Origin of the sequence: Ensifer sp. Root954, from assembly GCF_001429005.1 — a bacterium.
GTDB classification, from domain to species: Bacteria; Pseudomonadota; Alphaproteobacteria; order Rhizobiales; family Rhizobiaceae; genus Ensifer; species Ensifer adhaerens.
The window spans coordinates 25,666-39,410 of sequence record NZ_LMJM01000016.1 but is presented as its reverse complement, the minus strand read 5'-3'; the positions used below and the strand labels follow the sequence as shown (position 1 = coordinate 39,410).

The following is a 13,745-nucleotide window of genomic DNA, read 5'->3' as shown; positions in this document are numbered from 1 at the left end:
GTTCCGCGACGGCTTTCAGGCCATGCGCTCCGGCAATTCCGGAAAGGTCGTCATGGACTGGTAAGGCCGCAAGAGCGGGCCTGATCCGGCCCGGTCGAGCCCACCCGAGAAAAATTGTCTTTTGTCACTAGAACTAAGAATGCGTTTTATGCACTATTGATCGTCCACCATGCAGGGAGCGCATGATAGCCGATGGAAGTACGCGATCTCGAGGCCTTTCTCGCCGTTATGTCGACGGGCAGCATCACAGGTGCCGCCCGCCTGCTCGACCGCTCGCAGTCGCAGGTGACGCGCCTGATCCAGGACCTGGAGACGTCGCTCGGCTTTGCGCTGTTCGAGCGGAATGGCCCGAGGATCGCGCCGACCGACAAGGGCATTGCCTTCCATGAGGATGCCGAGCGTTTCGTCAGCGGCATCGGGCACCTGCGCAATCGCGCCAAGGCAATCGCCGGCAAGGAACCCGAGCCGATCGAGATCGCCGCAACGCCGGCCTTTGCCAGCGGCATCATCCCGATCGCACTTGCCGAACTGCCGGAGCATCTGCTGCCCCACACGATCAATCTGCGCAGCATGCCGGCCGAGGCCGCCGTGCAGTCGGTGTTTGCGCGGACGGCGGATTTCTGCGTGACGTCGCTGCCGGCCGATCAGCCCGGCCTGGATGTTCAGGGTTTTTTCGAAGGGCGCTGCGTCGCCGCGGTTGCGCCGCACGATCCGCTGGCTGCGAAAGACGTGATCTCGATCGCCGATCTGGCCGGGCGCACGCTGGTCACCATGTCCAATCCGTTTCGGCTGCGCCATAGCGTTGATGAAGTGCTCAATGCGGCCGGCGTGCGGCCCAATCGCATTATCGCGACCAACGCGGCCAATAACGCCGTGCAGGTCGCATCGCTCGGCCTTGGCGTGGCGATCATCGAGCCGGCGACGGCCTACGGTCTGCAATCGGCGCCCATCGTCATTCGGCCTCTCGATGTCGAGATCCCCTTCCTATGGGCGATCCTGTCAGCCGGCTCGCGCCCGCTCTCGGCCGGCGTTCGGGAACTCATTCAACGGATAGCGCGGATCGCTTCGGAGCGGATGCCGGATCTGACAGTGCATGATCCCAAGCAGATGGCGCGTATCGCCGAAAGGAGCTTTGCCGGCAGGAACGCCGGCAATGGTGCGCTGCCGGACAACCCGGCGGCGAAATAAAGGGGAGCAAAAAGCTCTGAACGCCCACACGAGAATTGAGCCTGCCAAAATGAGGAGAACGAGATGAACAATTTTGATGTCACCCGCCGATCGGCAATGAAGCTGTTGGCGGCCGGCGCCGGTGTGCTCGCAGCGCCTTCGATCATCCGCCCGGCCTTCGCACAGAGCAAGGTCGTCAACATCACGACCTATGACAAGTTCGTACCGCAGTCCTTCATCGATCAGTTCCAGAAGGATACCGGCATCGAGGTGCGAATCCGGCTGACCGACGACCAGGGAAAGCAGTACAACCTTTTGACCGCCGAAGGGGCTGCACCTTCCACCGACATTGTCACCGTGACCGGCCATCGCCTGTCGCAGTTCATGAAATCGAACCTGCTCTCGTCGCTCGACACCACGCGGCTGAAGAACTGGGGCAAGCTTGCAGCCGCCTACAAGGGCGCGCCGCAACTGACCGTCGACGGCAAGACCTTCGGCGTGCCGCTGCTTGCCGGCTTCGAGGGCCTGGTGCGCAACACCGAATACGCCAAGGCTTCCGACAGCTGGGCGATCATGTTCGATGACGAGAACAAGAACCTGACGTCCTATATCGTCAGCGACTTCCTCTCGATCGTCATGCGCTACCAGGGCAACGACGGCGACTACGTCACCTATGGCGACAAGCCCGAAGTCGCACAGGCCGCAACGAACCAGGCCCGCGATTTCCTCATCCAGCACAAGGACAAGGTGCGCAAGTACTACGATGCCGGCTCCGAGCTGCAGCAGATGTTGGTCAACGAGGACATCTACCTGGCGCAGGCCTGGTCCGGTCCGGCCGCCAAGCTCATCATGGACGGCCATCCGATCGAGATCTCGGTGCCGAAGGAAGGGACCTTCGGCTTCCTCTACTCCTTCAACATCGTCAACAACGCGCCGAATGCGGACGCTGCCTATACCTTCCTCGACGCCATCCTGTCGTCGCCGGAGATTGGTGCTGCGATGACCCGCCAGTCCGGCTTCTCGTCGGCCTTCGACGGCGTCGACAAGGTGCTGGACGAGAAGGAGCGTGCCGCGCTGTCGCTGCCGCCCGAGCAGGTCGAACGCATCCAGTTCTTCAGCTCCGTCAACCGCGACATGAAGAACGAGATGATCGACAAGGCAACGGCCGAGATCAAGTCGGCCTGACCTATCAAAATCCGGGCGATCGGCTGAGGCCGGTCGCCCGTCATAAAATGGACTCTTCCAGAGCCGGGAACAAAGACAATGCTGGATACGACAACACAACCGCCATCCGTCGGTTTGTCGACGGTGCCGCGCTATGCCGGATGGATCGGCAAGGCGGCACGTTCGGGGCTTTATCGCCATACGATCGGCCTGCTCGTCGAAAGCCGGCGCGTGCGTCTCGCCGTGCTGGCAGGCGTGCCGCTTTTCTGGATCGCCATGTTGCATATCGGGCCGATCCTGCAAATGGCCAATATCAGCCTTCTTGCCAACTATCCGCCGCAGCCGGACAAGAGCAGCGAATACACGCTGGCCAACTACGCGCTGTTCTTCTCCGATCGGCTCTATTTCCTGCCCTTTGTCCGCAGCCTGATCTTTGCCGCCGTGGTCACGATCTCGACACTGGTGATCGTCTATCCCGTGGCCTACTACGTCGCAAAGATTGTGCAGCCGAAGAACCGGATGCGGGCCCTGTTGCTGCTGCTCATCCCCTTCTGGGCCGGTGAGCTGATCCGCACCTTCTCGGTCATCATGCTGCTCGCCAACCGCGGGGCGCTGAACGTGCTCTTGCGGGAATTCGGCTTCATCGACCGGCCGATCCCGATGCTCTACACCTTCTTTTCGCTGAGCTTCGGCGTCATCTATCTGCTGGCGCTCTACATGCTCCTGCCGCTCTATTCGGCGATCGAGAAGATCCCGACGCCGCTGATCCAAGCGGCAGCCGATCTCGGCGCCGGACCCTTTCAGCGGTTCCGCCGGGTCATCCTGCCACTCTCCAAGGACGGCATCGTCTCTGGGTGCAGCCTCGTCTATCTGACCGCCGTCGGTGTCTTCGCAGCACCGCTGCTGCTTGGCGGCCCGAATTCAGTGATTTTCCCTGAAGTTATCGCGACGCTGTTTCACGGCTCAAACGACAAATGGCCGGAGGGCGCCGCCTTCTCGATGATCATGCTTGTCGTGTCCTTGACGACCGTCGGGCTCTTCATGCGGGTCGTCGGCGGTCGTTCCGTCCGGCTGATGTGAGGGTGGACCCATGCGAAACTATTTCAACGACCTCCCGAAAACCGCGCTTGGCGCTTCCTATTGGATCTTTGCCGTCTATCTGGTGCTGCCGCTGGCGCTGATGACCGCGATGAGCTTCAAGGATGCGAACTTCATCGCCTTCCCGATCGGCAACTGGACGCTGTCCTGGTACGGCAAGGTGATCCAGGACAAGCAGTTCCTCGAAGCCTCGCTCTATTCGATCGGCATTGCGCTCGCGACCACCGTTTCGGCGACGATCATCGGCGTCTGGATCGCACTTCTCGTTTCGGCGGAAAACATCTGGGGCAAAGCAGTGATCTTCGCGCTCGCCTGTCTTCCGGCCGTGGTGCCGGGGCTGATCAACGCGATCTCGATGCGCATCTTCATCCGCGCCGTCGACATTCCGACCGGAACCTTCGCGATCATCCTTGCGCATACGGTTCATGCCGTGCCCTTCGTCGTCATCATGGTTCTGACCCGGCTGCGGTCGATGCCGGCCAATCTGGTGGATGCGGCGCGCGATCTCGGCGCCGATCCCTTCATCGCCTTCCTGCGCGTCACCATCCCCTATCTGATGCCGGCGCTCTTCGGCGGCATGATCTTCTGCGTGTTGACCAGCATCGACGACTTCGTCCGCACCTTCTTCCTCGGCGGCTACCAGCCGACCCTGCCCATGCTGATCTTCGCCAAGGTGCAAGGTGGTATGTCGCCGGAAATCAACGCCATGGCGACCATCGTGCTCGTCGTCACCACCGCCATCGGCCTTTATGCCGAGCATTTCACCCGCCGATCGAGGAGCTGACGCAAATGCAGCCTGTCGTCCATTTCAAGAACGTCAACAAGTCCTATGGGGCGCTGACCGCCGTCGATGATCTCGATCTTGCGATCGCGCCCGGCCAGTTCGTCACGCTGCTTGGCCCATCCGGCTGCGGCAAGTCGACGACGCTGCGCATGCTCGGTGGCTTCGACAGCCCGACGTCGGGGGAAATCTACCTCGAGGGCAAGCCGATCTCGCACCTGCCGCCGAACAAGCGCAACGTCAACATCGTCTTCCAGGACTACGCGCTCTTTCCGCATTTGACGGTCGGCCGCAACATCGCCTTCGGCCTGGAATTGAAGGGCATGGAGAGCGCCGCGATCCACAGACGGGTCAGCGATCTCCTCGCCCTCGTCTCCCTTCAGGATCACGCCGAACGCATGCCGGCACAGCTTTCCGGCGGACAGCGCCAGCGCGTGGCGCTGATGCGGGCGCTGGCTCCGGATCCGAACGTGCTTCTGCTCGACGAGCCGCTGTCGGCGCTCGACGCGAAGCTGCGCCAGCAGATGCAGATCGAGCTGAAGTCGATCCAAAAGAAGACCGGCAAGACCTTCATCTTCGTCACCCACGACCAGGAGGAAGCGCTCACCATGTCCGACGTCATCGTCGTGATGAACAAGGGCAGGATCGAGCAGATGGGAGGACCGGACGAGCTCTACGCCCGGCCACGCAGCCGCTTCGTTGCGAACTTCATCGGCCAGAGCAATTTCCTCGAAGGCACGGTTGCTTCGGTCTCCGGCGAGATCGCTGCCGTCGAGTGGCGCGGCAACATCGTGCATGCGGATGTGAACGGCACCTCGCCGATACCGGGAGACCATGCCACCGTGGCGCTGCGACCGGAGGCGGTTTTCTGCCTGTCGCGCAAGCCGGAAGACCGGCCGTCGCTCAAAGGGCGCATCGATCAGCGCGTCTTCAAGGGGGCTCACACGTCGCTGACCGTCAAGCTCGACAACGGTAGCACGCTCGAGGCGCAGATCGATCCGGTGGCGCTTTCGCATATCGAAGGGGACGACGTCTGGGTGGGGTGGCGCGACCGCGATGCCGTCCTTTTGGCGAAGTGAAGGGAGATCGGGGATGACCGACAGTCAAAAGCAGCAACGGCTTGCCGCGCTCAATGCGCGGGTAAGGCAGGACCTGAGCTACCTCAACTATCCGCCGGCCAACTGGTCGAAGCCGGTGACGACTGCGGCGGGCGATGACGTCAGCGATGTGGTCGTGATCGGCGGCGGCATGTGCGGGCTCGTTGCCTGGCATGCCTTGACGCGTGCCGGCATTGCCAATCTGCGCATCGTCGACCGCGCTCCGAAGGGTTTCGAGGGCCCTTGGGTCACCTATGCACGCATGGAGACGCTGCGCTCGCCGAAGATCCTTCTCGGCCCGGCACTGGGCGTTGCGTCACTCAGCTTCCGCGCCTGGTTCACAGCGCTTCATGGTGAAGCGGAATGGGAGGAGCTCTTTCGCATCCCGCGGCCTATGTGGATGGATTACCTGCGCTGGTATCGCGATGTCATGGACATTCCGGTCGAAAACGACACGCATGTCACCCGCGTCGTGCCGCGCCCCGATGGACTGCTGGAACTTGAAATCGCCGGCGGTGCAAAACCGTCGATCATCACCCGCAAGCTGGTGATGGCGACGGGCCGCGATGGGCTCGGCGAGCCGACCATTCCGGATTTCGTCAAGGGCATGGAGCGGCACAAGTCCTGGGCGCACTCGGCCGACGAGATCGACTTCGATCGCCTGAAGGGCAAGCGCGTCGTCGTCATCGGTGTCGGTGCTTCGGCGGTCGACAATGCCGCCGAGGCGTTGGAGCAAGGGGCAGGGGAGGTGCGGCTTCTCGCCCGCCGCAAGGAAATGCCGACGGTCAACAAGCTGATGGGCATCGGCTCTTATGGTGTGACCGCAGGCTTTGCCGAGATCTCGCCGGAATGGCGTTGGCGGCTGATGGACTATGCGGCCAAGCAGCAGACGCCGGCACCACACAATTCGACGCTGCGCGTCAGCCGGCACCCGAACGCCTACTTCCATTTCGACTGCGGCATCCGGTCGATGAGGGAAGAGGGCAGCGAGGTCGTTATCACCACGACGAACGGCCGCATCTTCCGCACCGACTTCGTCATCCTCGGCACTGGGTTCTCGATCGATCCGCTGAGCCGCAGCGAGCTTGCCCCCTATCAGGACCAGATCGCCTGCTGGGATGACCGATACGCGCCGCCACCGGGCGAAGAGAACCCCGGGCTCGGGCGCTTCCCCTGGCTGAGCGGAGACTTCTCCTTCACCGAGAAGGAGCCGGGAACAGCCCCCTGGCTGAAGGACATCCATTGCTTCAACTACGGCGCCTCCGTCAGCGTCGGCAAGGTCAGCGGCGACATTCCGGCCATCAGCGAGGGTGCGCTCTGGTTGGCGCGCGGGGTCGCGGCCTCGCTCTTCATTCGGGACGTCGACTACCATTGGGAAGCGCTAATCGCCTACGAAAAGCCGGAGCTCGACGGGACCGAATGGGTGGATGCCGACGCGCCGACGCCGGCGCAGAAGACGGCCTGAACCTCCCGCGTTTCAGATGACAGGAAAACCAATGACCTCTCCATCGACAACTGACGTAATTGACACCGTGCTCGGGCTCGATCGCTTTCCCGACCTGCAGGCGCTGCGCGAACAGCGGGCGAAGCTGAAGCAGTTGAGCCAGACGAGCTATCAGGCCGCCCTTCGCCCTGCCGATCCGCGCAACTTCTCCTATGCGCTCCGAGCAGCCCTTGCTGCGCGCATGGCGGCACTCTGGAAGTCGCAGGAGCTCTCCGCGCATTTCCGGGCGCTGCTCGAACGCGAGGACGAGGGCTCCGCGTTGGCGTCGATTGCCGATCCTGGCAACGGCATCGAAGACCCCCGCCTTCAGGCGATCCTCGCCCATGTCGATCTCGTCACGCTTTCGCCGAAGGAGGCGACGCGCACCAACATCGAAAAGCTCGCCGCCGCAGGTCTCGACGACCGGGACATCGTCACGCTCGCCGGCCTCATCGCCTTCGTGAACTATCAGGTGCTGGTTACGGCCGGCCTCAAGATGCTGAGGGACAACTGAGATGTCGCAAGCCGTGCACGAATTCACCGTCGAAGCGCTCGACTGGAAGCCCTATGTCAAGCCGGTCGATGTCGAGACCGCCACACCCGAACAGCTCGACGCGCTGAAGATCACGCCGTCCAACAAGAAGATTTCGGACTATGTGCTGGTTCTCGCCAACGAGCCGGAAACCTTGAAGGAGCGCACGCCGCTCTTCAACGACATCATGTATAGCGAGGGCGGGCTGTCGCGCGGTGGCCGGGAGATCGGCGCGCTTGCCGCATCCTTCGTCAACCGCTGCATCTATTGCGCCTCGGTTCATGCGGCGCGCTACATCCAGCTCGAAAAGCGGCCGGAGGTGGTGGACGAGATCTATGGCAGCGGCCTTGACGCGAACCTGCCGGAATTCGAGCAGGCGCTGTTCAATTTCGGCGTCGACCTGACGGCGCATCCCGACAATGTCGGCGCCTACCAGTTCTACCATCTGCGCGAGATCGGCCTCGACGACCTGCAGATCCTCGACCTTATCCACGCGGTTGCAATCTTCGGCTGGGCCAATCGGCTGATGCATACGCTCGGCGAACCACACCGGCTGGATTGAGTGAAACACGCTTCCGATCACGCTGCGGTCACGGTCCGTCCCTTCGACATCGCGCATCGCGACGTGCTTCGCATCGCGTTGCCGATGATGATCGCCTATCTGTCGAGCCCGCTTGTCGGGCTCGTCGCAACCGGCGTCATCGGCCAGTTGCGCGACGAGACCCTGATCGGCGGCGTGGCGCTTTCGACCGTCATCTTCGACGTCATCTTCGTCACCTTCAACTTCCTGCGCGGCGCGACCACGGGTTTTACGGCCCAGGCGCTCGGCGCCGGTGACCGGCGTGAAGAGCAGCGCATGCTCGCAAGCGGCCTCATCATCGCGATCGTGGCGGGGCTGGCACTGCTTTTGCTTCAAAAGCCGATCGGCGCGCTTGGCCTTGCCGCCATGGGCGCGGAAGGCAAGGTCGCCGAAGCGGCCGCCACCTATTTCGCCTGGCGGGTCTGGTCGGCGCCCTTCGTCCTCTTCAATTTCGTGGTTTTCGGCTGGATCATCGGGCGTGGCGATGCGCTCTGGGGCATGATCCTGCAAACTCTGCTCAATGCGCTGAACGCCGGCTTGAGCGTGCACTGGGTCCTCGGTCTCGGCTGGGGTGTGGCGGGCGTTGCTGCCGCCTCTCTCGTTGCCGAAGCCGTCACGGCACTGGCGGGGCTCTACCTCATCTGGGCAAAGACCGACCGGACCGCGTGGAACCTTCCGGATTTGACGGCCTTCCGCCGCGCCTTTTCGGTCAATGGCGACATGATGATCCGCTCCTTCGCGCTTCTGATCGGGCTTTCCTTCTTCACCCGCCAAAGCGGCATGCTCGGCATCGAAGTCCTTGCGGCCAATACGATCCTGCTGCGCTTCTATTTCTTCGGCGTCGCCTTTCTCGACGGGGTGGCAACGGCAGCCGAGCAACTGGCCGGACGAGCCGTCGGCGCACGCTACCGGCCAGCCTTCGATCGCGCCGTCGGATTGACCACAATATGGGGCTTCGTCTTTGCTGGCCTTGTCGCGCTCTGTCTCTTTGTGGCCGGCGACTGGGTGATCGGCATCACCGCCCCGTCGGAAAGCGTGTCAGCACTTGCACACGCGTACCTGCCCTATGTCGCCGCCCTTCCGATCTTCGGTATCGTCGCCTTCCAGATGGATGGCGTCTATATCGGCGCCACCTGGTCGCGGCAGATGCGAAATCTGATGGTCGCCTCGCTGGTGATCTACTTTACCGCCTGGGCGATCCTGCAGCCGGTCTTCGGCAATGACGGACTGTGGATCGCGCTGATCCTGTTCCAAAGCGCCCGCAGCGTCGCCTTCCGGCTCATGCTGCCGCGGCTGGCCGACCGCACATTTTCGACCGTGCGCCAATGACCGGGCCCTGACGTTCGCCTATGCCCAGTCTCGGGTCGACGGCAACAGGGGCAGGGCCAGCGGATTGTTGCGATCCCCGGCAACCTGCTCGGCCAGGAGAAGTGCTGTCGTCGGCCCCAGGGTGAAGCCCTGGTGCCCATGGCCGAAATGGAACCACAGGCCCTTGTGACGACTGGGCCCGACGACGGGAAGCATGTCGGGCATGCAGGGACGGGTACCCGACCATGGCGCTGCTTCGATGGGGTCGCGGAGTGCAAAGAGCGTTCGTGCGGCGCTGACAGCGTGTCGTATCTGTCGGGATGCCGGGGCGGTGCCGAGCGGCGCCAGGTGCGCGCCGGTCAAAACCCGCCACCCCGCGTTCATCGGGGCGATCAAGGCGGAGCTGTCGATGTCCAGCATCGAAATGCGTGGGCCTTCCTTGCCGCCAAAGTGCCAGTGGTAGCCGCGCTTGAACACCATGGGGACACGATAGCCAAACCGCGCCAAAAGCATCGGCGACCACGGCCCCAGGGCGACGACCGCGTTTTCAGCCGTGAGATTGCCACCCTCCGACAGGACCCGCCAGCCCGCGCCGGTCTGCTGCAGGGACATGCCATCGCCCTGGGCGACCTTGCCGCCGCGGGCGACGAAGAGCGCGGCGTAGCGCGAGACCAGGTCGCCCGGATCACGGCAGGTCCAGGGTGAGGTCCAATGGACTGCGCCCGCCAGTCGGCTTTTGAGCGCAGGCTCGCTTGCCGCAAGCTCGTCGGAGGTAAGCACGTCCGACGGCACGCCGTATTCCCGTTTCAGACGCTCGGCGGTCGCGACAGCCGCATCGAGCTTTCCTGGCGAACGGTAGACCGCGCGCCAGCCCTCGCGAACGATCAGGTCGCCGGCATTGGCGGGTTCGATGAAGCGCGCATGATCGTCGCTCGCCCGCAGCGCCAGCTTCGAGTAGGCCGCGACGGTTCTCGCATAAGTCGCCGGCGCCGATTGCGTGAAATAGCGCCAGAGCGGTCCGGCCAGCCGCGGCATGTCGCCGAGCCGCCAGTCCGTATCGTTGCCGCGCTTCAATCCGACCCTGACGATCTCGGCAAGCGAGCGAGGAAAAGCATAGGGTTCGACGGCCTCGGTTTGGATGATGCCGGCATTGCCGTAGCTGGTTTCCCGGCCCGGTGCCTTGCGGTCGATAAGCATCACCTGGTGCCCGGTTTCCTGCAAAGCGAGCGCTGTGGAGACGCCGACCATGCCGGCGCCGAGGACGATAGAGGTGGTCATGGATTGGTTCCGCGGAAATGCTCGTCAGAAGGTGAGGCGGGAATTGTAGCCGACCACGAATTGGATGAAACGCGAGACGTCGACCATGTCGTCGCCCTGGTAGCGGATCGTGTACCCGTCGGTGCGTTCGACGCCCTTGAGATAGGAAAGATATTCGGCCGGAAGGCGGTTGCGGAAGACGATCTCAAGGACGGGGTTCTCCAACTTGAACGGCTTTGCCGAACCGGCCCTCGACAATGCCTTCTTGACGCCCTCGCGGATGCGGCGATGGGCGACGGCGGGCGTCAATGTGATCGCCGATTGCGTGCTGTAGACTTGCTTGACCGGCACCGTCACGATATCGCCGATACGCTCCCTGATCTCCTCCAGGGCGACGTTGTCGCCGGAAGCAAGCAGCACCGGTACGCCAAAATGTCCGGCAATGGCGGCGTTGATCCCGGCCTCCGGCATGACGGTGCCGTTGATGCGCACTTCGGCAAAGGCGGTGCCGCCGATCGTGTGCGACAGCACGCCGCCCTTGTGGCTTGCGCCGGCATGGTAGCCGAGAAGCATCGCGCCGACGAAGGAACCGAGTTCGACGCCCTGCATCATCATCAGCGGCCGCGGCCAGCTGCGCACGACCTGCACATAGTCCGGCAGGCGGTCGATCAGGATGCTCTCGCCATTTCCATGGGAATCGCTGAGGATGACCTCCTCGACGCCTTCCTCGTGCGCAGCCTCGCAGGCGTGAACCACGGTGTCCGTCATCCAGCGCCGCGCGTTCTCGTACTCGAAACCTTCGGGCATCAGCTGGTCGCGGCTCACGACCCCGACGATCCCTTCGATGTCAGCGGAAATATAGATGCGCATTCCTGCCTCCCCGGTCAGCCGCGCAAGGGCGCGGATAATGCATTTGACTTTCCGACGATAAACATAGTTTTATGATTAGAAAATATCTTTCTTGAATGGCGAGGGACGAAAATGAAACTTTTCATCGCGGGGCTGGATACGGAGACCAACACCTTTTCGCCCATGCAGACCGGCATCGAGGCCTTCCGCGAGAACTTGATCGCCTATGGCGATGCCACCGGCAAGCCGCTCAACTGCTGCTCTTCGCAAATGTTCGTCTGGCGCAATGCCGCGCAAGAGAAAGGCTGGGATGTGGTGGAGAGCTTGTGCGCCGTGGCCGAGCCCGGCGGCAGGACCACGCGAGTGGTCTATGAGAGTTTCCGCGCCACCATTCTCGACGATCTCAAGGCCGCGATGCCCGTTGACGCCGTGATGCTCGCGCTGCACGGTGCCTGTGTGGCCGACGGCTACGACGATGTCGAAGGCGATCTGCTTGCGCATGTCCGGCAGGTGGTGGGGCCGGATGTGCCGGTTGCGGCCGAACTCGACCTGCACTGCCATATCACCGAACGCATGCTGGCCAATGCGACCATGATCGCCACCTACAAGGAATATCCGCACACCGACATCGAAGAGGTTGCGGAACAACTGTTCCGGCTGATGGAGCGCACACTTGCGGGCGAAGTGAAGCCGGCCATGGGCATGCATGATTGCCGCATGATCAACACCTTCCACCCGCATCGCGCGCCCTTGCGTGGCATCGTTGACCGCATGAAGGCGATGGAAGGGCAGGACGGTGTGCTCTCGGTCTCCTTCGGTCACGGCTTCCCCTGGGGCGATGTCGAGGATGTCGGTGCCAAGATGCTTGTTGTGACCGACAACGATCCGGAAAAAGCCGCGCGTGTCGCCCGGTCCTTCGCTCGCGAGATATTCGAGGCGCGTGAACAGATGCGGGGAGACTATCTCGGGATCGACGCGGCGCTGGACCGGGCCGTTGCCGCGACAAGCGGTCCGATCGTGCTTGCCGATGTTTCGGACAATGCCGGCGGAGGCGCGCCTGGAGACTCGACCTTCATCCTGCGTCGAATCATCGAGCGCGGCATCGAAGACGTGGCCTCCTGCCTCTATTGGGATCCGATTGCGGTTCGCATGTGCCGCGAGGCGGGGGAAGGGGCCACTTTGGCACTGAGGATCGGCGGCAAGGTGGGGCCAGCATCCGGCGACCCGCTCGACCTGACGGTGACGGTCAGGCGCGTGGCTTCAGGCATCACCCAGCGCTTCGGGCCGACGCCGCTTGCCATCGGCGATGCCGTGTGGGTGTCTTCCGGCAGCATCGACATCGTGATCAACACAGTGCGCACGCAGACCTTCCATCCGGAATGCATGACAGCGCTTGGCCTCGACCCCGCGCAAAAGAAGATCGTCGTGGTGAAATCCAGCAACCACTTCCGTGCCGGCTTCGAACCGATCGCGCGTGACATTCATTACGTGAGTGCGCCAGGCGCTTTGCAGCCGACATTCGAGGATCTGGCTTTCACCAAGCTGAAGCGCCCCTATTGGCCAAGGGTCGCCAACCCGTTTGCGGAGTAGGCGGGCTTCGAAACGCTGCAAGTGGTTGTGGGGCAGGGATTGCCGTCAACACGATGTTGCTTTCGGCCACGTATTATAGGAAATGGTTTTCCTATCATGCCAATCGGATTCTGTGTTGCGGGCGGGCGAGAACCGGCGAGCACTTCGATGGCGGCAGGCAAATGGAGACGCCAACGATGACCGACGCGAAATCCAGCCTTGGCGAGATCCTCAAGGATATTCGCAATCGCAACCGCTGGACCTTGGCCGAAGTCAGCTCCATGACCGGGCTTGCGGTCTCGACCCTTTCCAAGGTCGAGAACAACCAGATGCAGCTCACCTACGACCGCTTGATCCAGCTTGCCCAGGGCCTGAAGGTCGACATCGTCGAGCTTTTCGGGACCATGACGGGCGCGGAAGACGTCCCCAACATGATGGGGCGGCGCACCTATACCAAATCCGGAGACGGTCGGGAGATCGTCACGCAGAACTACGACTATCTCTATGTTTGCACGGAGATTTCCAAGAAATCGATGGTCCCAATTCTAGCGATGGCACGGGCGCGCACGCTCGAGGAATTCGGGCCGCTCATCCGCCACAAGGGCGAGGAGTTTTTCTACGTCCTCGACGGCGAATTGGAACTTCACACCGAGATCTACGCGCCCCTTCGGCTGAAGAAGGGTGATTCCTGCTACTTCGACGCCATGATGGGACACGCCTATTTGAGCGTCAGCGAGGAGCCGGCGCAGATCTTATGCGTTTGCTCGACCCCGGAAACCGAATTGGTCTCCACGCTGGCAAATGCGCAGACGATCAAGCTCAAAAGCTGATCGAAACTAAAAAACAAATACGATAAGAAA

At 62.5% G+C, this 13,745-nt stretch carries 13 protein-coding genes; 11 read left to right on the top strand and 2 right to left on the bottom strand.

Annotated features, from left to right (window positions below; all coding sequences use genetic code 11):
• Positions 1 to 192 precede the first annotated feature (192 nt).
• The 9 genes from ASE71_RS10405 to ASE71_RS10365 all read left to right on the top strand — a co-directional run bounded on the left by ASE71_RS10405 (position 193) and on the right by ASE71_RS10365 (position 9,231).
• Complete coding sequence (locus ASE71_RS10405) at positions 193 to 1,188, top strand: LysR family transcriptional regulator (protein ID WP_060520883.1); 996 nt, start codon at positions 193 to 195, stop codon at positions 1,186 to 1,188.
• Positions 1,189 to 1,251: 63 nt separating this feature from the next.
• Positions 1,252 to 2,352, top strand: coding sequence for an extracellular solute-binding protein (locus tag ASE71_RS10400; RefSeq protein WP_051659598.1), 1,101 nt, complete (start codon positions 1,252 to 1,254; stop codon positions 2,350 to 2,352).
• A gap of 78 nt (positions 2,353 to 2,430) precedes the next feature.
• Positions 2,431 to 3,411, top strand: a complete 981-nt coding sequence (locus ASE71_RS10395; RefSeq protein WP_051659597.1) for an ABC transporter permease — start codon at positions 2,431 to 2,433, stop codon at positions 3,409 to 3,411.
• Between the two features lie 10 nt (positions 3,412 to 3,421).
• Positions 3,422 to 4,213: an ABC transporter permease gene (locus tag ASE71_RS10390; RefSeq protein ID WP_034801842.1), complete on the top strand. Its 792-nt coding sequence runs from the start codon at positions 3,422 to 3,424 to the stop codon at positions 4,211 to 4,213.
• Between the two features lie 5 nt (positions 4,214 to 4,218).
• Complete coding sequence (locus ASE71_RS10385) at positions 4,219 to 5,289, top strand: ABC transporter ATP-binding protein (protein ID WP_034801840.1); 1,071 nt, start codon at positions 4,219 to 4,221, stop codon at positions 5,287 to 5,289.
• A gap of 13 nt (positions 5,290 to 5,302) precedes the next feature.
• Positions 5,303 to 6,772, top strand: coding sequence for an NAD(P)-binding domain-containing protein (locus tag ASE71_RS10380; protein ID WP_060520884.1), 1,470 nt, complete (start codon positions 5,303 to 5,305; stop codon positions 6,770 to 6,772).
• 31 nt (positions 6,773 to 6,803) lie between these two features.
• Positions 6,804 to 7,304 (top strand): CMD domain-containing protein, encoded by a 501-nt coding sequence (locus ASE71_RS10375; RefSeq protein WP_060520885.1) that lies wholly within the window; start codon positions 6,804 to 6,806, stop codon positions 7,302 to 7,304.
• Between the two features lies 1 nt (position 7,305).
• The gene (locus ASE71_RS10370; RefSeq protein WP_043614924.1) at positions 7,306 to 7,884 is read left to right on the top strand and encodes a peroxidase-related enzyme; all 579 of its coding nucleotides are present in this window, start codon (positions 7,306 to 7,308) and stop codon (positions 7,882 to 7,884) included.
• Entirely contained in the window at positions 7,885 to 9,231 is a 1,347-nt protein-coding gene (locus tag ASE71_RS10365) for an MATE family efflux transporter (protein ID WP_060520886.1), read from the top strand. It abuts the gene before it with no gap.
• 18 nt (positions 9,232 to 9,249) lie between these two features.
• On the opposite strand, the gene ASE71_RS10360 is transcribed toward ASE71_RS10365, so the two are convergent.
• Complete coding sequence (locus ASE71_RS10360) at positions 9,250 to 10,488, bottom strand: NAD(P)/FAD-dependent oxidoreductase (RefSeq protein WP_060520887.1); 1,239 nt, start codon at positions 10,486 to 10,488, stop codon at positions 9,250 to 9,252.
• 24 nt (positions 10,489 to 10,512) lie between these two features.
• Positions 10,513 to 11,337 (bottom strand): M55 family metallopeptidase, encoded by an 825-nt coding sequence (locus ASE71_RS10355; protein WP_060520888.1) that lies wholly within the window; start codon positions 11,335 to 11,337, stop codon positions 10,513 to 10,515.
• Between the two features lie 111 nt (positions 11,338 to 11,448).
• Between ASE71_RS10355 and ASE71_RS10350 the strand changes: the two genes are divergently transcribed.
• Together ASE71_RS10350 and ASE71_RS10345 are read left to right on the top strand one after the other, a co-directional pair.
• On the top strand, positions 11,449 to 12,906 hold the full coding sequence (locus ASE71_RS10350; protein ID WP_060520889.1) for a M81 family metallopeptidase: 1,458 nt from the start codon (positions 11,449 to 11,451) through the stop codon (positions 12,904 to 12,906).
• Between the two features lie 176 nt (positions 12,907 to 13,082).
• Entirely contained in the window at positions 13,083 to 13,715 is a 633-nt protein-coding gene (locus tag ASE71_RS10345; protein ID WP_034801861.1) for a helix-turn-helix domain-containing protein, read from the top strand.
• Positions 13,716 to 13,745: the final 30 nt, after the last annotated feature.